At 70.3% G+C, this 18944-nt stretch carries 20 protein-coding genes; 7 read left to right on the top strand and 13 right to left on the bottom strand.

All coding sequences use genetic code 11. From position 1 onward, the window contains the following. Positions 1-83: 83 nt before the first annotated feature. From ACYVO7_RS20555 to ACYVO7_RS20545, 3 genes are all read left to right on the top strand, one after another. Positions 84-509 carry an organic hydroperoxide resistance protein gene (locus tag ACYVO7_RS20555; protein ID WP_406853892.1) on the top strand — a complete coding sequence of 142 codons (426 nt, stop codon included), beginning with the start codon at positions 84-86 and terminating at the stop codon, positions 507-509. Between the two features lie 128 nt (positions 510-637). Further along, entirely contained in the window at positions 638-2170 is a 1533-nt protein-coding gene (locus tag ACYVO7_RS20550) for an acyl-CoA carboxylase subunit beta (protein WP_460451672.1), read from the top strand. Positions 2171-2325: 155 nt separating this feature from the next. Continuing rightward, on the top strand, positions 2326-2961 hold the full coding sequence (locus ACYVO7_RS20545) for a hypothetical protein (protein WP_460451671.1): 636 nt from the start codon (positions 2326-2328) through the stop codon (positions 2959-2961). Positions 2962-3006: 45 nt separating this feature from the next. Here ACYVO7_RS20545 and ACYVO7_RS20540 read toward each other — a convergent pair whose 3' ends face one another. Further along, positions 3007-3840 carry a glycosyltransferase family 2 protein gene (locus ACYVO7_RS20540; RefSeq protein ID WP_460451670.1) on the bottom strand — a complete coding sequence of 278 codons (834 nt, stop codon included), beginning with the start codon at positions 3838-3840 and terminating at the stop codon, positions 3007-3009. 221 nt (positions 3841-4061) lie between these two features. Between ACYVO7_RS20540 and ACYVO7_RS20535 the strand changes: the two genes are divergently transcribed. The 3 genes from ACYVO7_RS20535 to ACYVO7_RS20525 all read left to right on the top strand — a co-directional run bounded on the left by ACYVO7_RS20535 (position 4062) and on the right by ACYVO7_RS20525 (position 7111). Then, the gene (locus tag ACYVO7_RS20535; protein ID WP_460451669.1) at positions 4062-4505 is read left to right on the top strand and encodes a hypothetical protein; all 444 of its coding nucleotides are present in this window, start codon (positions 4062-4064) and stop codon (positions 4503-4505) included. Between the two features lie 133 nt (positions 4506-4638). Continuing rightward, complete coding sequence (locus tag ACYVO7_RS20530; protein ID WP_460451668.1) at positions 4639-6642, top strand: acetyl-CoA carboxylase biotin carboxylase subunit; 2004 nt, start codon at positions 4639-4641, stop codon at positions 6640-6642. Positions 6643-6649: 7 nt separating this feature from the next. Then, positions 6650-7111, top strand: a complete 462-nt coding sequence (locus tag ACYVO7_RS20525) for a gamma-glutamylcyclotransferase family protein (RefSeq protein ID WP_460451667.1) — start codon at positions 6650-6652, stop codon at positions 7109-7111. A 9-nt stretch (positions 7112-7120) separates the two neighbouring features. Here ACYVO7_RS20525 and ACYVO7_RS20520 read toward each other — a convergent pair whose 3' ends face one another. The 12 genes from ACYVO7_RS20520 to ACYVO7_RS20465 all read right to left on the bottom strand — a co-directional run bounded on the left by ACYVO7_RS20520 (position 7121) and on the right by ACYVO7_RS20465 (position 18369). Beyond that, positions 7121-7384 carry a hypothetical protein gene (locus ACYVO7_RS20520; RefSeq protein WP_460451666.1) on the bottom strand — a complete coding sequence of 88 codons (264 nt, stop codon included), beginning with the start codon at positions 7382-7384 and terminating at the stop codon, positions 7121-7123. 61 nt (positions 7385-7445) lie between these two features. After that, a complete protein-coding gene (locus ACYVO7_RS20515; RefSeq protein WP_460451665.1) occupies positions 7446-8435 on the bottom strand; it encodes an ABC transporter ATP-binding protein in 990 nt (329 codons plus the stop codon). Further along, positions 8432-9445, bottom strand: a complete 1014-nt coding sequence (locus ACYVO7_RS20510; protein WP_460451664.1) for an ABC transporter ATP-binding protein — start codon at positions 9443-9445, stop codon at positions 8432-8434. Before ACYVO7_RS20510 ends, ACYVO7_RS20515 begins: the two co-directional genes overlap by 4 nt. Beyond that, positions 9442-10341, bottom strand: a complete 900-nt coding sequence (locus ACYVO7_RS20505; RefSeq protein WP_460451663.1) for an ABC transporter permease — start codon at positions 10339-10341, stop codon at positions 9442-9444. Before ACYVO7_RS20505 ends, ACYVO7_RS20510 begins: the two co-directional genes overlap by 4 nt. After that, positions 10338-11279, bottom strand: a complete 942-nt coding sequence (locus ACYVO7_RS20500) for an ABC transporter permease (protein ID WP_406853882.1) — start codon at positions 11277-11279, stop codon at positions 10338-10340. Before ACYVO7_RS20500 ends, ACYVO7_RS20505 begins: the two co-directional genes overlap by 4 nt. Before the next feature lie 8 nt (positions 11280-11287). Then, positions 11288-12829: an ABC transporter substrate-binding protein gene (locus tag ACYVO7_RS20495; protein ID WP_460451662.1), complete on the bottom strand. Its 1542-nt coding sequence runs from the start codon at positions 12827-12829 to the stop codon at positions 11288-11290. A gap of 109 nt (positions 12830-12938) precedes the next feature. Further along, positions 12939-14099, bottom strand: a complete 1161-nt coding sequence (locus ACYVO7_RS20490) for an NAD(P)/FAD-dependent oxidoreductase (protein ID WP_460451661.1) — start codon at positions 14097-14099, stop codon at positions 12939-12941. Beyond that, the gene (locus ACYVO7_RS20485; RefSeq protein WP_460451660.1) at positions 14096-15475 is read right to left on the bottom strand and encodes an FAD/NAD(P)-dependent oxidoreductase; all 1380 of its coding nucleotides are present in this window, start codon (positions 15473-15475) and stop codon (positions 14096-14098) included. The genes ACYVO7_RS20490 and ACYVO7_RS20485 overlap by 4 nt, the downstream gene beginning before the upstream one ends. After that, on the bottom strand, positions 15468-15773 hold the full coding sequence (locus ACYVO7_RS20480) for a (2Fe-2S)-binding protein (RefSeq protein WP_460451659.1): 306 nt from the start codon (positions 15771-15773) through the stop codon (positions 15468-15470). Before ACYVO7_RS20480 ends, ACYVO7_RS20485 begins: the two co-directional genes overlap by 8 nt. Position 15774: 1 nt before the next feature. Then, positions 15775-16467, bottom strand: a complete 693-nt coding sequence (locus ACYVO7_RS20475) for an SDR family NAD(P)-dependent oxidoreductase (protein ID WP_460451658.1) — start codon at positions 16465-16467, stop codon at positions 15775-15777. An 11-nt stretch (positions 16468-16478) separates the two neighbouring features. Further along, complete coding sequence (locus ACYVO7_RS20470) at positions 16479-17099, bottom strand: glutathione S-transferase family protein (protein WP_460451657.1); 621 nt, start codon at positions 17097-17099, stop codon at positions 16479-16481. Between the two features lie 97 nt (positions 17100-17196). Beyond that, complete coding sequence (locus ACYVO7_RS20465; RefSeq protein WP_460451656.1) at positions 17197-18369, bottom strand: isovaleryl-CoA dehydrogenase; 1173 nt, start codon at positions 18367-18369, stop codon at positions 17197-17199. Positions 18370-18464: 95 nt separating this feature from the next. Between ACYVO7_RS20465 and ACYVO7_RS20460 the strand changes: the two genes are divergently transcribed. Then, positions 18465-18944 (top strand): methyltransferase family protein, encoded by a 480-nt coding sequence (locus ACYVO7_RS20460; RefSeq protein WP_460451655.1) that lies wholly within the window; start codon positions 18465-18467, stop codon positions 18942-18944.

Below are 18944 nucleotides of genomic sequence, written 5' to 3'. Positions count from 1 at the left end.
GGCGGGGATGCCGGCGGCGAGCCGCGCCCTATGTGGAACTCGTGATCCGCTGGCCGACGCCAGCCCAACAGGAGAACTCCCCCATGGACCAGCCGAAAGTCGTCTACACCGCCCACGCCTCCGCCACCGGGGGCCGCGATGGCCGCGCCGTGTCGTCCGACGGCGTCATCGACGTCAAGCTCTCCGTGCCCAAGGAGATGGGCGGAGCCGGCGGAGCCGCGACGAACCCGGAGCAGCTGTTCGCCGCGGGCTATTCGGCCTGCTTCCTCGGCGCCATCAAGGCGGTGGCGCGCAAGAGCAGCGTCAAGATCCCGGACGACGCCAAGGTGTCGGCCGATGTGGGCATCGGCCCGATCCCGACCGGCTTCGCCATCAAGGTGGACCTGCGCATCTCGCTGCCCGGCATCGAGCGGGCCCAGGCCGAGACGCTGGTGCACGACGCCCACATCGTCTGCCCCTACAGCAACGCCACGCGCAACAATGTGGAAGTCAGCCTGACCGTCGAATAGGCCCTCGTCCATCCGTCGAGTTCCACCGGGCCGCAGGCGCGTGCTAAGCAGCCTGTCGAGGATCATTGTCCGTCTCCGCCGGCCTGAACGGCGGCGACGGGCCGGCGGGACGGGAAGGACGGGGTTCGATGAAGGACATCCTGGAGAGGCTCGACGCGCGGCGCGCCGACGCCAAGCTCGGCGGCGGCGTCAAGCGCATCGAGGCGCAGCACGCGCGCGGCAAGCTCACCGCCCGCGAACGCATCGAGCTCCTGCTCGACTCCGGGTCCTTCGAGGAGTTCGACACCTTCGTGCAGCACCGCTGCACGGATTTCGGCATGGAGGCCAGCAAGGTTCCGGGCGACGGCGTCGTCACCGGCTGGGGCACCATCAACGGCCGCACCGTCTTCGTGTTCGCCAAGGACTTCACGGTGTTCGGCGGCTCGCTGTCGGAGACGCACGCGGCCAAGATCACCAAGATCCAGGACATGGCGCTGAAGATGCGCGCGCCCGTGATCGGGCTCTTCGACGCCGGCGGCGCCCGCATCCAGGAGGGCGTGGCGGCGCTCGGCGGCTATGGCGAGGTGTTCCGCCGCAACGTGGTCTCGTCCGGGGTCATTCCGCAGATCTCGGTCATCATGGGGCCGTGCGCCGGCGGCGACGTCTATTCGCCGGCCATGACGGACTTCATCTTCATGGTGCGCGACACGAGCTACATGTTCGTGACCGGGCCGGACGTGGTGAAGACCGTCACCAACGAGACCGTGACGGCCGAGGAGCTCGGCGGGGCCAAGGTCCACACCACCAAGTCGTCGGTCGCCGACGGCGCCTGGGACAACGACGTCGAGGCGCTCCTGCAGGTGCGCCGGCTGATGGATTTCCTGCCCTCCAACAACACCCAGGGCCCGCCCTCCTGGCCGAGCTTCGACGCGGAGGACCGGGTCGAGATGTCGCTCGACACTCTGGTGCCCGACAACCCGAACAAGCCCTACGACATGAAGGAGCTGATCGCGAAGGTGGTCGACGAGGGCGACTTCTTCGAGATCCAGGAGAGCTACGCCAGGAACATCGTCACCGGCTTCGCCCGGATCGAGGGGCGCAGCGTCGGCGTCGTCGCCAACCAGCCGATGGTGCTGGCCGGGGTCCTGGACTCCGACGCCTCCCGCAAGGCGGCGCGGTTCGTGCGCTTCTGCGACGCCTTCAACATTCCGATCGTGACCTTCGTGGACGTCCCGGGCTTCCTGCCGGGCACGGCGCAGGAATATGGCGGCCTCATCAAGCACGGCGCCAAGCTGCTCTTCGCCTATTCGCAGGCGACCGTGCCGCTCGTCACCGTGATTACCCGCAAGGCCTTCGGCGGCGCCTATGACGTGATGGCGTCCAAGCACGTCGGCGCGGACGTGAACTACGCCTGGCCGACCGCCCAGATCGCCGTGATGGGCGCCAAAGGGGCGGTGGAGATCATCTTCCGGCAGGACATCGGGGACGCCGACAAGATCGCGGCGCGCACCAAGGAATATGAAGAGCGCTTCCTCTCGCCCTTCGTGGCGGCCGAGCGCGGCTATGTCGACGAGGTCATCATGCCGCACGGCACGCGCAGGCGGGTGGCCCGGGCGCTGGCGATGCTGGCGGACAAGAAGGCCGAGCAGCCCTGGCGCAAGCACGACAACCTGCCGCTCTGACGCGGGCCGACTTCGTTTGAACGAAATGGGGGACGAAGCCGTTGGTTTAACGGGGTCGTAAGCATGAGCCGTCATGGCTCGCGACCCTTAACCCGCCGCTGACCCGCACGAGGGATGCTGGCGGGAACCACCGTGATTCCTCCAGGAGTTCAGCAGTGCCTTGGTCTGCGTATGATCCCGATTTCTGCGTTCCCTCTCCCCCGGCGCGCCAGGACGACGGCGCGGCGGCTTGCCTCGCCGGCCTGAGGCAGGCGCGTGAGGCGGTCCTCTCCGGCGCCGCGCCCGACGCCGTGGCCGCAAGCGCGGCCGAGGCGCTGCGCAAGGGCGGAAACGGACCGGTGACCCGGCGCGAGGCCGAGGCCATGTGGGACCTCGCCGCCGCCGCCGAGGGCAGGGCGGATCGCGGCCCGCTCGAGGCGCTGTTCCTCGCCGCCGTGGCCAGCCATCTTCTGTCGCTGTCGACCTCCGTCGGCCCGGCGGCCGCTCCGGCGCTGGCGCGGGGCGCCTGGATCTCGCTGGCGCATGCTCCGGTCGCGAGCGTCGGCGCCTGTTTCGCGCGCGTGCTCACCGCCGTGCTCTCGGAGGACGCGATCTGCGCCGAAGAGGGCTGGGCGCCCCGCGCCGCCGCCGACTCGGCGCTCCGCGAACTCGCGGCGGGCGTCCCGGCCGGCAACTGGGTGGCCGAGCGCCTGTCCCGGGCGCCCGCGGCCTCGGCGGTCGACTCTCGGCTCTCCGCCTTCCTGGGCGAGTTGGCCCGGCCCCGCGCCGCGAGCCTGGCCCAGGCGGCCTGATTCGGCCGCAAGCGCGGGCGTGGTCGAAAGGCCCGGCGCGAAACGTCAGTCGCCGCGGGTCGCGGCGGCGAAATCCTGGAACGTGCCCACGAAGCCCAGCTCGGTCGCGTGGTCGTAGCGCAGGTTGAGCTTGCGCTTGGCGGTGAGCCCGCGGATCGCCGCGGGCCGCAGCGCGTCGGGCAGGCCGTAGCCGTCGCCCCTTTCGAGCCGGTCGATGTAGCCGGCGTAGGCCTCGTCGAAGCGCAAGGCGACTCCGGGCCGGTGGCAGATGGAGCCGACCGCGACGTTGTAGACGTAGCTGCTCTCCGGAACGACGGGCAGCCTGCCGATGCGCCCGATCAGCTGCATGTTGGCGATCACGTCCTCGGCCAGTTCCACCCCTTCGACGCGCGGCGCCATGCAGTCGCGGCGCACCAGCGGAACCACGGGCGACGTCAGACCCATCATCCCCTCGATGTCCAGTTCGACCTGGACGGGCGCGTCGCCCAGCACGCGATAGAGCGTGTCTCCGGTCTCGGCGTCGCGCAGGACGAGGTTGTCCGCCGCCGCGCCGCGCTCCCGCGCCAGCGGCAGGAGGCGCTCCAGCCTTTCGGGCGCGATCTCGTCGTCGGCGTCGAGCTGGGTGACGAAGGCGCCGGAGCAGGCTTCAAGCCCGACATTGCGGGCCCGGTGGCAGCCTGAGCGCACCTTGCCGGTGCTGACCTGGCGGATGCGCCGATCGGCGACGCCCTGGGAGGCGAGGCGGGCGAGGTAATCGCGGCCGTCGTCGGAGACGATGATCGCCTCCCACTCCGAGTAAGTTTGGGCGAGCACGCTGGCGAGCGCGGCCCGGATGCAGTCCTGAGCGTCGCAGGCTGGGATGACGATCGAGACGAGCATGGCGCGGGTCCTGTCCTGGCTGCATCTCTAGCGCCGCGCCCCAGCCGGCGCCAGCCGGCGCCGGCGTGATTCACACCCAAGAAACCAACGATCGTCAGCGCCGTTTAACCTGAACGATCGTTAGGATCTCCACGTTAACCAGCGCTCCATTCAAGTGGACCAATAGTTACTGCACAAGAGAGACAAGAGCGGCGTAAATAAAGCCGCGGAGGAGCGAGCAGATGAAGGCCAATCGCATCCAGAATATCGTGATCCGCACGATCGAGAAGCAGTCCATCACGCTGGACGACGTGCGGGAGCTGCAGCTGGCCCTGGAAGAGGGCGGCCTCTCGCAGCAGGAAGCAGAAGCCCTGATCCGCATGGAGCGGACCGTGGCCGAGTGCTGCGACGCCTGGGGCGACTTCTTCGTCGACGCCCTGACCGCGCATCTCGTCTGGGAGCGCCGTCCGACCGGCGTGCTGCGCGACGAAGACGCCGCCTGGCTGCTCACCTGCCTGCAGATGACGCGCACCGGTCCGGCCCGCCATGTGGGGCCGCTGCTGGTGAATCTCGTGCGCGAGGCCGACCGGGTCGACCAGGCCCTGATCGCCATGGCGCTGCAGGAGAACCGCTCCTTCGCGAGCGAGGGCGAGCCGGTCGTCACCGTCGTCCGCCGCGCCGCCTGACGCGCCCGCCCCCCGCGGCGGATGCGGGCGCCCGCAATCGGCGCCGTCTCCGCCCTTCGGTGAGTGGACGCCCCCTCCGGTCCATCCTAGAAACGACCCTGGCTTCAGCGAGACCTCGAGCTCGGGACAGGGCATGTTCGAAAAAATTCTCATCGCCAACCGGGGCGAGATCGCCTGCCGCGTCATCAAGACCGCGCGGCGCATGGGCATCAAGACGGTCGCCGTCTTTTCCGACGCGGACAGGGACGCCCTGCATGTCGAGATGGCGGACGAGGCGGTGCATATCGGCCCGCCGCCCGCGGCCCAGTCCTATCTGCTGATCGACCGGATCGTGGAGGCCTGCAGGGCGACGGGCGCGCAGGCCGTGCATCCCGGCTACGGCTTCCTGTCCGAGCGGGCGGCGTTCCCGCAGGCGCTCGAGGCGGCGGGCGTCGTGTTCATCGGTCCCAATCCCCGGGCCATCGAGGCCATGGGCGACAAGATCGAGTCCAAGAAGGCGGCGAACGCCGCCCGGGTCTCGACCGTGCCCGGGCATCTCGGCGTCATCGAGGACCCCGCCCACGCGGTGAAGATCGCCGACGAGATCGGGTATCCGGTGATGATCAAGGCCTCCGCGGGCGGCGGCGGCAAGGGCATGCGCATCGCCTATTCGGCCGACGAGGTGGCGGAGGGCTTCGCCCGGGCCCGCTCGGAGGCGGCGTCCTCCTTCGGCGACGACCGGGTCTTCGTCGAAAAGTTCATCGTCGACCCGCGCCATATCGAGATCCAGGTGCTGGGCGACAAGCACGGCAACGTCATCTATCTGGGCGAGCGCGAGTGCTCCATCCAGCGCCGCAACCAGAAGGTCATCGAGGAGGCCCCGTCGCCGCTGCTGGACGAGGCGACCCGCCGGCTGATGGGCGAGCAGGCCTGCGCGCTGGCCCGGGCGGTGGGCTACGACTCGGCCGGCACGGTCGAGTTCGTCGCCGGGCAGGACCGCTCCTTCTTCTTCCTGGAGATGAACACGCGCCTGCAGGTGGAGCATCCCGTCACCGAGATGATCACCGGCGTCGACCTCGTCGAGCAGATGATCCGCGTCGCCGCCGGCGAGAAGCTCTCGATCACGCAGGACGACGTCAGGCTGAACGGCTGGGCGGTGGAGAGCCGCGTCTACGCCGAGGATCCGACGCGGGGGTTCCTGCCCTCGACGGGCCGTCTCGTCAGCTATCGCCCCCCGGCCGAGGGCGTCGTCGGCGACGTGACCGTGCGCAACGACACCGGCGTCTATGAGGGCGGCGAGATCTCGATCTACTACGATCCGATGATCGCCAAGCTGGTCACCCACGCGCCGACCCGGCTGGAGGCCATCGCCGCGCAGGCGAGGGCGCTCGACGCCTTCGCCATCGAGGGCATCCGCCACAACATCCCGTTCCTGTCCGCCCTGATGGACCATGAGCGCTGGAAGTCGGGACGGCTGTCCACCGGCTTCATCGCCGAGGAGTTTCCCGACGGCTTCAAGCCGATTCAGCCGGAAGGCGAGACCGCCCATCTGATGGCCGCGGTGGCGGCCGCGATCGACCACAAGATGAACCAGCGCAAGCGCGGCGTCTCCGGCCAGCTCCGGGCGGCCGAACCGGTCAGGTTCGAGCGCGAGCGGGTGGTTCAGCTCGGAACGCAGCGCTACCCGGTCGTCGTCGAAGACATGGCCTACGCCACCGTGGTGCGCTTCGGCGAGGGCCACTCGCACGAGGTCTCCTCGGGGTGGCGGCCCGGCGAGCCGGTCTGGCAGGGCGCGGTGGACGGCGTCGAAGTCGCCCTCCAGGTGCGCCCGCTGCTCAACGGGGTGGCGCTCTCCCACGCCGGCGCGGCCGCCGCCGCCCGCGTCTATACGCGCCGGGAGGCCGAGCTTGCGGCGCTGATGCCCGAGAAGGTGGCGGCCGATACGGGCAAGTTCCTGCTCTGCCCGATGCCTGGCCTCGTCAAGACCATCCTGGTCAAGGAAGGCCAGGAGGTGAAGGTCGGCGAGATGCTGTGCATGGTGGAGGCGATGAAGATGGAGAACGTGCTGCGCGCCGAGAAGGACGCCAGGATCTCCAAGATCGTCGCCAAGGAGGGCGAGAGCCTCGCCGTCGACGCGGTGATCATGGAGTTCTCCTGACCGCCCGATGCCGCTCTATTTCGCCTATGGGTCCAACATGGACCGCGCCGCCATGGCGCAGCGCTGCCCGGGGTCACGCCCGCTGGGGCTCGCGCGCCTGCCGCGGCGCCGGTTCCTGATCACCGCCGACGGCTACGCCTCGGTGACGAGCGACCCGCGCCGGACGGTCCACGGCGTGCTGTGGGATCTCGCGCTGTCGGACGTGCCCGCGCTGGACCGCTACGAGAGCCTGCACACCGGCCTGTATGTGAAAATCAGCCAGCCTGTCGTGACCCCGGGCGGCGCGCGGCGCGCGCTCGTCTATGTCGGCCGCAGCGCCAGGCCGGGGAAGCCGAAGCCGGGCTATCTGGAGGGCGTGCTGGCGGCCGCCCGCGATGCGGGGCTGCCGGCGGAGTACCTGTACGAGCTGGAGCATGGAGAGCCAGCGCCGCGCAGGCCTGGAACGCCGATCTTCAAGACGCCGATCTGAACCCGCGCGTCATCGGGCGGCATGCTCGAGGCCGAGGGCGGGCAGGTCGATGGTTTTCGCGACCGCGCCTTCCCGGACCATCGCGATGCTCGATTTGGCGATGTAGATCGTTTCGCCGCCGCTGTCCGCAATGAACTCCAGGAACAGGCCTTCGCGGTTCAGGGTGGCGGCTACGGACGCCGAAAGGCCGCTCGCGATGGCGCCGATCATGGTTCGGCCGTCCACCAAGGTGAGCGTGATGCGGATCCGTTTCCCGGATTGGGCGTCGAACATGATCTACCGTCTGGTTGGTTCTTACCAATCATCATTCATGTTCGTTGCGATTCCGTGAGCGTCACTCCGGATAAAGGTGGCAGGCGACGACGCGGCCCTGGGCCGCCTTGCGCGGCGCGGGCGCGACGCTGCGGCAGACCTCCATGACGTGGGGGCAGCGCGGGTGGAAGTGGCAGCCCGAAGGCGGGTTGACCGGGGAGGGCGGCTCGCCCTCCTGGAAGGTCATCGCCACTGCGGCATCGGGGTCAGGCGATGGCGATGACGCCTTGAGCAGCTGCGTGTAGGGGTGCAACGGATACTCGAAGATCTCCGGCACCGGACCCGTCTCCACCACCCGGCCCAGATAGAGCACCACCACGCGCTTGCAGAAGTGTCGCACCACGCCGAGATCGTGGGAGATGAACACGAAAGCCAGGTTGCGCTCGGCCTTCAGCCGCTCCATCAGCACCAGGATCTGGGCCTGCACGCTGACGTCGAGCGCGGAGACCGGCTCGTCGGCGAAGACGATGTCGGGTCCCAGCGCCAGGGCGCGCGCGATGCCGATGCGCTGGCGCTGGCCGCCGGAGAATTCGTGCGGGAACCGGTCCGCGGCGACCTTGGGCAGCCCGACCTCGTCGAGCAGGCGCTCCACGACGGCGCGCACGTCGCGCCGGGCGGCGAGGCCGTGCACGCGCAGCGCCTCGCCCAGCGCCTCGCCCACGCGCTGGCGCGGATCGAGCGCCGAGGCGGGGTCCTGGAAGACGATCTGCATGCGCCTGCGCAGGCGGCGCAGGTCGCCCTTGGAGGCCTGCAGCACCTGCGCGCCGTCGAAGACGACGTCGCCTCCGTCGGCCCCGATGAGCCGCAAGGCTAGCCGCGCCACCGTCGACTTGCCGCAGCCGGACTCGCCGACGACGCCGAGCGCCTCGCCGCGGCCGACCTCGAAGGACACATGGTCGACCGCCCGCACCGCCACCGTCCTGGCGACGGGCCAGCCGCGGCGGCTGAGGAAGGTCTTGGACAGGTCGCGGACCTGCAGGAGCGGGCCGGGGATGGGGGTTGCGTCCGTCATGCCGCCGCCTTCGCCCAGCAGCGCACGCCATGCTGCGGATCGGACGGAAGGGGCGCGAGCGGCGGCTTCTCGGCGCATTTGTCGAAGCGCAGCGGACAGCGCGACTGGAAGCGGCAGCCCGCCGGCATGTCGGGCAGGGTCGGCACCTGGCCCGGGATGGGCGCGAGCGGGATCGACCTGTCCACCCGCGGCATCGCGGCGAGCAGGGCCTGGCTGTAGGGGTGCGTCGGAGCCTTGAAGAAGGAGCGCACGGGCGCGCTCTCCACGACGTCGCCGCCATACATGACCATCACCCGGTCGGCCACCGAGGCGACGACGCCCAGATTGTGGGTGATCAGCAGGACGGCGAGGCCCTCCTGCTTCTGGATCTCCGCCAGGAGCGCCAGGACCTGCGCCTGGATGGTGACGTCGAGCGCCGTGGTGGGTTCGTCGGCGATCAGGACGCGCGGCGAGCAGGCGAGAGCCATGGCGATCATGACGCGCTGGCGCATGCCGCCGGAGAACTGGTGCGGATAGGCGTCCAGCCGCTCCGTCGCGGCCGGGATGCGCACGCGCTCCATGAGCTCCACGGCGCGCTGGCGGGCCTTGGCCTTGCTCATGCCGCGGTGCTGGAGGAGCGCCTCCGAGATCTGGAAGCCGATCGGCAGGACCGGGTTCAGGGAGGTCATCGGCTCCTGGAAGATCATGCCGATGCGGTCGCCGCGCATCGCCTGCCTCTCGGCCTCGTCCGCGGCCGTCATGTCGACCCCGTCCACCACGATCCGGCCTTCGGAGACCCGGCCGACCCCCGCCGGGAGCAGCCCCATGATGGAGAGCGCCGTCAGGCTCTTGCCGCAGCCCGATTCGCCGACGAGCGCCAGCGTCTCGCGCTGGCGCACCGCGAAGGAGACGTCGCGGACGGCGTCGAACCAGCGTCCGGCGATGCGGATCGACGTGGTCAGGCCTTCGACCCGAAGCGCCTCGGGCTCCCGGTCGGCCGACGTGACGGCGGCTTGGGCGGCGGCGCTCATTGCGGGGCCCTCGGGTCGGTGGCGTCGCGCAGCCCATCGCCGATGAGGTTGAGGGCGATCATGACCAGCAGGATGGCGAGGCTCGGAAACACCGAGAGCCACCATCCGTCCAGCAGGTTGTCGAATCCCTCGCGCACGATGCCGCCCCAGGTGGCGGTCGGCGGCGGGACGCCCAGGCCGATGAAGGCGAGCGTCGATTCGGTGCGGATGGCGGTGGCCAGCCACAGCGACGCCATGACGACCACCTCGTCCATGATGTTGGGCAGCACGTGCAGGAACATGATGCGCAGGTCGCCATAGCCCAGCGCCCGGCAGGCGTCGACGAAGTCGCGCTCCTTCATGGCCAGCGTGGAGCCGCGCGCGACGCGGATGAAGGCCGGGATGGCGGTGACGGCGATGGCCAGGATGAGATTGCGCAGGTTGGGGCCGAGCACCGCGACCAGCATCAGGCCCATGATGAGCTGCGGAAAGCTCAGCAGCACGTCCGTCGCCGCCGTGATGGCCTTGTCGATGGCGCCGCCGTAATAGCCCGACACGACGCCGATCACCGTCCCGATCACCACGCCCGCCAGCGTCGCCACGAAGCCGACGAAGAGCGAGATCCGGGCGCCCCAGATGACGCGGGAGAGCACGTCGCGGCCGAAGGCGTCGGTGCCGAACCAGTGCTCGGCGGAGGGGCCGACCAGGTTGAGGATCACGTCCTGGTCGTCCGGATCGTAGGGGGCCACCTTGGCGGCGAAGGCCGCGATCAGGATCATGGCGGCCACCAGGACGACGCCCAGCAGCAGGCCGCCGGAGCGGGTCGCGCGGGTCCAGGCGGAGGGCGCCGCCAGCGACACGGGCGCGGGGGCGAGCGGGGCGGGGGCCGCCGGAGGGGATGCCGCGGCGTCGCTCATGCGGTTTTCACCCGGGGATCGACCAGCCCGTAGGTGAGGTCCGTGAGGATGTTGGCGACCACGATGGCGAAGGCCGACACCACCATCAGGCCCTGCAGGAGCGCGTAGTCGCGCTGGTTCAGGGCGGTGACGATCAGCTTGCCGAGGCCCGGCCGGTTGAACACGATCTCGGTCACGACGGCGTTGCCGATGAGCACGCCGAGATAGAGGCCCACCACCGTCACGATGGGGATCAGCACGTTGCGCAGCGCGTGCCGCCAGACGATGAGCCGCTGCGGCAGCCCCTTCGCCCGGGCCGTGCGGATATAGTCCTCTCCCAGCGCCTTCAGCATGCCCGAGCGGGTCACACGGGTCACGTAGGCCACCATGATCAGGCCCAGATTGAAGGCCGGCAGCACCAGCGCGCGCAGGCGCTCGGCTGGGTCGGCCGCGTTGGCGGTGGAGATCACCGGGAACCAGCGCAGCTGAACGGCGAAGACGATCAGCAGCAGGATCGCCGACACGAAGGCCGGGAAGGAGAGGCCGGCCAGCGAGAACATCCGGGCGAACCAGTCGGCGAAGCCGTCGCGGTTCTGGGCCGCCATGACGCCGAGCGGCACGCCGATCACGACCCCGATCGCCAGCGCCGCCAAGGTGAGCTCGATGGTGAAGGGCAGCACCGCCCAGACATCGGTGACGATGGGGCGGTTGGTGACGAGCGAACGACCCAGGTCGCCGTGCAGGATCTGGGTCATGAAGTCCCAGTACTGGGACAGGAGCGGCTGGTCGAGGCCCAGCCTCTCGCGCAGCGCCGCGCGCGCCGCCGGGCTCGCCTGGTCGCCCAGGATCACGATGGTGGGATCGCCGGGGACGATCCGCACCAGCACGAAGACGAGCGTCAGGACGGCCCACAGCGTCGGGATCGCGAGGGCCAGCCGCTTGGCGACGAAGCGCAGCATCGGCGGTCTTACTTCTTGGTCGTGGCTTCGGTGATCACCGGTCCGAGATGGATCGCGTCCTTCAGGTCGTAGCCGAAGTCGACATTCGTCTTGTGCGCCCAGATTTGGAGCTGCTCGAACAGCGGCACGGCGCAGACCTCCTCGACGATCTTGGTCTGCGCGGCCGCCCAGAGCTCCTTCTGCTTGGCGAGGTCGGGCTCGCTGCGGGCGGCCTCGATCTCCTTGTCGGCCACGGCGCAGTGGGAGAAGTTGGTCACGGCCGTCGGCGTGCCGACGATCGACTTGGAGGAGAAGAACTGCGTCAGATAGACGTCCGCGACCGGGAAGCGGGCGGCCGAGTAGTAGGTCACGCCGCTGAGGTCCTTGCGGATGTTGGCGTGGTAGGTCTGGTGGTCCACCACCTCGAGCTGCAGGTCGATGCCGGCCTGCTTGAGCTGGCTCTGCACGATCTGCATCGAGTTCAGCATCGTGGGCAGGCTGGTCTGCACCGACTTCACCTGCAGGCCCTTCTCGAAGCCCGCGTCCTTGAGCAGGGCCTTCGCCTTGGCGACGTCATGCGGGTAGAGCGGCGCCTTGGTGGTGCCCAGATAGCCGTTCGGCACCACGGAGACGGGCGGCTCGGCCGTCAGCTCGCCCTTGAACTGCACCATCTGCGGACGGTTGATCGCATAGGCGATGGCCTGGCGGACGCGTTTGTCGTCCAGCGGCTTCATGGCCATGTTCAGGTGGATGACCGACAGCTCGGCCGGCCGCAGGACGTCGACGACGACGTCCTTCTCCTTCTTGAAGCGCTCGGCCCATTTCTGGTCCTGGCGGCCATAGACCACGTCGAGCTCGCCGGACGCGAAGGCGAGGTCGCGGGCCGAGTCGGCGGGAATGAAGCGGTAGACGATCTTGTCGAGCTTCGGGGCGCCGCGGAAATAGCTCTTGTTGGCGAGCAGCGTGAGGCTCTCGTTGGGCTTGTACTCCTGGAACACGAACGGTCCGGTGCCGATCGGCTTCAGGCGGAAGTCGGCGCCCAGCGCCTCGACCGCCTTCTTCGAGACGATGTTGCCGCCATGGTAGTTCGTCACGAGCCCGAGCAGGGACGGGATCGCCTGCTTCAGCTTGATGCGCACGGTGAGCGGGTCGACCGCCTCGATCGTGTCGATCGCCGCGTAGTCGGCGGCGAAGGACGAGGTCTTCGTGTCGGCGGCGCGCTTGAGCGAGAACACCACGTCGTCAGCGGTCAGCTCGCCGTAGTCGCCATGGAACTTGACGCCCTTGCGCAGGGTGAAGGTCCAGGTGAGCTTGTCGGGCGAAGCCTCCCATTTCTCGGCGAGATCCGGCTCCAGCGTCTCCAGGCTGGCGGAGCCCGGCTTGAAGCGCACCAGGCCGTTGAAGATCCAGGACACGACGGGCTTGTCCTGGGTGGTGGTGGCGCGGTGCGGGTCGAGCTGGCCGACATCGGCCGCCGCCATTCCGACATTCAGGGTTCCCTGGGCGTAGGCTCCGGGCGCGGTGGAGGCCAGCAGCAGCAGGGCGGCGGCGGCGATCAGGCTCTTGCTCATGTGTCGAATATCCCTCTGTCGACGGCGTGTCGGAATTCGGTTCGGGCCGATTTCCATTTTATCGCTGTAGATCGTAGCCGGATTTGCCGGGCTCCGACCAGCGTTGTCGTCAATGCTCGGTATGCGTGTCCCCTGCGACGTTCACGCCGGCGTTCCCGCCGGCGAACCGCTCGATCGCGAACGGCGCGATCGGGGTGGGGGTGCGGCCGTCCAGCACGAGTTCGGCGATGACCTCGCCGACCGCGGGGCCGAGCTGGAAGCCATGCCCCGAGAAGCCGAAGGCGTGCACGAGCTGCGGCGCCGTCGCCGAATGGCCGATCACCGGGATGCGGTCCGGCGTCTGGCCGTCGATGCCGGTCCAGGTGCGGATCACCTGGGCGTTGGCGAGCGCGGGCACGAGGTCCAGCGTCCGGTTCATGCCCGCGAGCGACTGGTCGGTGAGCGGGCGGGACACCGCCAGGTCGGCGTCGCCCCAGCCGCGGCCGCCGCCGAAGATGACGTTGCCGCGCCCGGTCTGGCGCAGATAGACGTCGCCGCCGCAGACCCCGATGGAGCGGCTGACGAAATAGGGCAGCGGCTCGGTCACCAGCATGTTGGGCATGAGGGGCTCCACCGGGGCGGTCTCGCCGAACCACGAGGCCACGGCGCCGCCGAAGGCGCCGGCCGTGTTCACCAGCCAGGCGCTCTCCACGGTCAGCGCGTCGCCGGCCTCCACGGCGTAGCCGCGCTCGGTGCGGCGCGCCGCCGTCACGCGGCTGTTCTCGCGGATCTCGGCCCCGAGCCGGCGCGCCAGCCGGGCGAAGGCCGGGCCGACGACGCGCGGATTGGCCTGCCCGTCCTGCGGCGACAGCGAGGCCCCCACCACCTTGTCCCCGAGCCACGGGATCTCGCTGCGCACGCGGTTGGAGCCCAGCATCTGCAGCTCCAGCCCGTAGTCGCGGGCGTCGCGGGCGTATCGCTCCAGCTCGGCCATGTCGGCCTCCGAGCGGGCGAGCTTGATGTGGCCCGAGACGTCGAACTCGACGTCCTGGTCCAGCATGGCGGACAGGCCGTCCCAGAGGGCGCGCGCGCGCCGGGCGAGGGACAGCTCGTGAAGGTTGCGGCCCTGCTGCCGGACGCCGCCGAAATTCACCCCGCTCGCTCCGGCGCCGCACAGCCCGCGGTCGAGCACCGCCACCGTCATGCCGGCCTGGCGCAGACGCACGGCCGCGGCGCAGCCGGCGATCCCTCCGCCGATGACGCAGACGTCGACTGCCAGGCGTTCGCTCATTGGGGCGCTCCGAGGACCGGGATGGGCTTGACCGGAGGCTGACCCCGCAGCCGGCCCGCTTCGGCGGGACTGCGGCCGAGCTCGCGAGCGACGAGTTCGGCGGCCGCGTGGCCGCAGACGCGGCCCTGGCAGCGGCCCATGCCGATGCGGGTGAACGCCTTGACGCGGTTCACCTCCGCGGCCGCCTTGCCGCGCACGGCGTCGCGCAGCGCGCCGGCCGTGACGCCCTCGCAGCGGCACAGGATCTCGTCGTCGGGAATCGCGCCGATCAGGTGGTCCGGATAGGGATAGGCCGCTTCCAGCGCGGCGCGGAACCGCGCCTGCCGGGCCAGTGCCTGGTCCAGCCTGGCGACCTCGGCCGGGTCCACGGGGCGGCCGATGTCCTCCAGCACGGCGAGAGCGGCGCGGCGGCCCTGCAACTCCGCCACGTCGGCGCCGCCGACGCCCGAGCCGTCGCCGGCCAGGTAGACTCCGGGCCGGCTGGAGCGGCCGTCGGGCTTGCGCTGCGGCGTCCATTGCCGAGTCGGCTCGTCGAAGGCGAAGCGGCAGCCGGCAAGGTCCGCGAGCTGGGTCTCGCTGCGCAGCCCGAAGGAGGCGCCGACGGCGTCGCAGGCCACGCGATGCTCGCGCCCGTCCGCGCCCAGCCAGGAGAGCGCCTCGACCCGGCCGGCGCCCTCCGCCCGGATCGCCTGCACGCCGCTGGCCCTTCTCACGCCGCGCAGGGCCGTCCGCGCCGTGTAGTAGAGCCCCTTGGCCAGCGTGAGGGGCTCGGCGGCGAGCCCGGCGGCGTTGCGCAGCTTGGCCGAGAAGGGCGTGGCGTCCAGCACGGCCGCGATCTGCGCGCCAGCCTTGGCGTATTGATGGGCGACCAGCGGCAAGAGCGGCCCGGCCCCGACCAGCGCGACCCTGCGGCCGATCGAGACGCCCTGCGCCTTCAAGGCGATCTGCGCGCCGCCGAGGGTGAACACCCCGGGCAGAGTCCAGCCCGGGAAGGGGATGACGCGGTCCATCGCGCCCGTCGCCAGGATCAGGCGGTCGAAGGCCAGCTCGCCGAAGGCGCCGTCGCACAGCGTGTCGAGGCGGTTCTCATGGACGTTCCACACCAGCGTCGACGGCCGGTGGTCGATGCGCTCGCCCAGCGCGGGCAGGAGGGCGTGCAGGGCGGCGGCCTTGCCGGCCTCCAGCCCATAGAGGTCGCGCCCGGGGCGCTCGGCGCCGGGCGGCGGTCGGCGGTAGATCTGGCCCCCCGGCCGGGGCGCTTCGTCGAACAGCACGGGGCGCAGGCCCGCCAGGGCCAGCGCCTCGGCCGCGCGCAGCCCGGCCGGGCCGGCCCCCACTATGGCGACCACGGGGCCGCGGGTCGCGGCGTCAGCCATGTGGGCCGCCCTCGATCACGACGGCCATGCCGTCCTCCACCAGCGTGGTGCAGGAGCGCAGGCGCCGTCCGTCCGCCAGCGTCACCCAGCAATCCTGGCAGGCGGCCATCAGGCAGAACCCGGCCCGGCGTCCCTCGCCGAACTCGAAGCGCCGCAGCGCGGAGCCGTTCAGCAGCAGCGCCGTGAGGAGGAGGTCCCCGGCCTGCGCGGCCGCCGGCGCGCCGTCGATGGTGAAGGTCACGGGAGGCCCGTCGCGGGGGACGAGCCGGTGGAAGAGCGGCGTCGGGGGGATCGACATTTCAGAGCATGTGCTCGTAGCGGCAGTTCACCAGAACCTCGGCGATGGCGGCGTTGTTGGGAAGCTGCAGGACCAGCGCGACGATCCGGGCCAGGTCCTCGGGCCGGGTCATCTCCTCGTGCGGCAAGTCCTGGACCTGGGCGGTAAGATCGGTGTCGACATAGCCCGGACAGAGCGCCGTGGCGCGGATTCCATGCTCCCATCCGAGCCGGCGGACGCCGTGCGTGAGCGCCACGACCGCGTGCTTGGACATCTGGTAGCCGACATTGAGCCCCATCACGCGCTTGCCGGACAGCGACGCGACATTGACCACGCGCCCCGCGCCCGACGCCTTGAGGTGGGGCAGGGCGGCCTGGATCAGCCGGAAGGGCCCCTTCACGTTGACGTCGAAGAGGGCGTCCAGGTCCTCTTCAGCGCCGTCCTCCAGGCGCACCTGCGGGGCGATCCCGGCGTTGTTGACGAGCGCGTCGATGCGGCCGAAGCGGGCCGCCGTCGCCTCCACCCAGGCGCGGGCGGACGGGCGGTCCGTCGCCTCGTAGCGGTGGACCAGCGCGTCGCCGCCCTGCGACAGCTCGGCCGGCGCGCTCTCCGGCCGCCGCACGCCGAGCGACAGGGCGAAGCCGGCGGCCTTCAGTTCGCGCGCCACCGCAAGGCCGATGCCGCGATTCGCTCCGGAGACCATGGCGACGCGCATGGGGGCGGCTTTCACTCGATCGGCAGCGGCAGCGCCTGCCGGGCGGCCTCGCGGGCGAAGAGCCCGGCGTACCAGGCCTCCACATGCGGGCGGCTCTGGCGGGCGGCGGGCAGGTTGAGCCAGCGATGCACGGAGGGCGCGACGACCATCTCGGCCATCGTGATCGTCTCGCCCGCCAGATAGGGGCTGCCGGCGAGGTGGGCCTCCAGGATGGCCAGCATGGTCTCGCTCTTGGCCAGCGCCGCCTCGGCGGCGGCCGCGTCGCGCTTGTCCGGCGGCAGGCGGACGAGGTTCATGAAGGCCGGCCCGATGGCGGGGTTGAGCGAGGTCTGCTGCCAGTCCATCCAGCGGTCCGCCAGCCCGCGCTCGGCCGGGTCCTGCGGCCACAGCGAACCCTGGCCGTAGCGCGCCGCCAGATAGCGCACGATGGCGTTGGACTCCCACAGCACGACGCCGTCGTCCTCGATGGTGGGAACGAGCGCGTTGGGATTCTTGGCCTTGTATTCGGGCGTCTGCACCACGCCGAACTTGCCGCCCGCCTCCCGCCGCTCGAAGGCGAGCCCCAGCTCGCCGGCGGCGAACGCCACCTTCTGGACGTTGACGGACGAGATGCGGCCCCAGATCACGAGCATCGAGAGGGTCCCTTGTCAGAATGCGCCCGATAAGACGCCCGCCACGGGCGTCCTGTCCAGAGGTTGTGTCCGTTGGGCGTCGATTCGACGAACCCTTTCACGCCGTCTTGGCGAACAGCTCGCGGCCGATGAGCATGCGGCGGATCTCGCTGGTGCCGGCGCCGATCTCGTAGAGCTTGGCGTCGCGCAGGAGGCGGCCCGTCGGGTAGTCGTTGATGTAGCCGTTGCCGCCCAGGAGCTGGATGGCGTCGAGCGCCATCTGGGTGGCCTTCTCGGCCGCGATCAGGATGGCGCCGGCGGCGTCCTCGCGGGTGGTCTCGCCGCGGTCGCAGGCCTTGGCGACGGCGTACACATAGGCCTTGCAGGCGTTCATGGTCACGTACATGTCGGCGAGCTTGCCCTGGACGAGCTGGAATTCGCCAATGGGCTTGCCGAACTGCTTGCGCTCATGGACGTAGGGCATGACCACGTCCAGCGCCGCCTGCATGATGCCGAGCGGGCCGGCGGCCAGCACGGCGCGCTCGTAGTCGAGGCCCGACATCAGCACGTTGACGCCCTTGCCGACCTGGCCGAGCACGTTCTCCTCGGGGATCTCGCAGTCCTCGAAGACGAGTTCGCCGGTGTCGGAGCCGCGCATGCCGAGCTTGTCGAGCTTCTGGGCGGTGGTGAAGCCCTTCATGCCCTGCTCGACGATGAAGGCGGTGATGCCGCGCGGTCCGGCCTCCGGGTCGGTCTTGGCGTAGACGATGAGGGTCTCGGCGCAGGGGCCGTTGGTGATCCACATCTTGGAGCCGTTGAGGACGTAACGGTCGCCCTTCTTCTCCGCGCGGGTGCGCATGGAGACCACGTCCGAGCCGGCGCCGGGCTCCGACATGGCCAGGGCGCCGACATGCTCGCCGGAGATGAGCTTGGGCAGGTATTTGCGCTTCTGCGCCTCCGAGCCGTTGCGGCGCATCTGGTTGACGCAGAGATTGGAGTGGGCGCCGTAGCTCAGCCCGACGGAGGCGGAGGCGCGGCTGACCTCCTCCATGGCGACGACGTGCTCCAGATAGCCCAGCCCGGACCCGCCATACTCCTCCTCGACGGTGATGCCGTGCAGGCCGAGTTCGCCCATGCGGGGCCAGAGGTCGCGGGGGAACGTGTTCGACTTGTCGATCTCCTCGGCCCGCGGGGCGATCTCGGACTGGGCGAAGCCCGCGACGGTCTCGCGGATGGCGTCGGCGGTCTCGCCGAGATCGAAGTTGAAGGGACGCGGAGCGTTGGCCAGCATGGCGGATGCGTTTCCTCTTGTGCGACTGCGCTTGGCTGCAGGATAACCCAGGCGCGCGCGGCGTGTAGAGGGCCGCACGAACGGGGGGATCAGGGATGGCGCAGGACTTCGGCGAGCGGCCCAACCAGATCCCGTGGCCGCCGCTGATCTATTCGGGGGCGCTCCTGGTCGCGTGGGGGCTGGAGCAGGTCGACCCGTTCGTCTGGCTCGATCGCGCGCTCGGCGTCATCCCGGCCTGGCTCGGCATGGCGCTGTTCGCGGCGGGCGTGATGGTGGATTTCGGCTGCTTCCTCGTGCTGCGGCGCCAGGGGACCACCGTGCTGCCGAACGCGCCCAGCCGCAAGCTGGTGACGACCGGGCCCTATCGCTTCTCGCGCAACCCCATCTACCTCGCCAACACGGCGGCGCTGGTCGGCTTCGCCGTCGCGCTGCGCTGGGGGTGGCTGCTGCTGCTCGCGCCGGTCACGGTCGCGGCCGTGAACTGGCTGGCGATCTCGCGCGAGGAGGCCCATCTGGAGCGCCGGTTCGGCCAGTCGTGGCGCGACTACGCCGCCAAGGTGCGGCGCTGGATCTAG

Source organism: Alsobacter sp. SYSU BS001988 (genome assembly GCF_054796215.1).
Note: the sequence above shows the minus strand (reverse complement) of the source record. Positions and strands in the feature narration are given on the sequence as shown.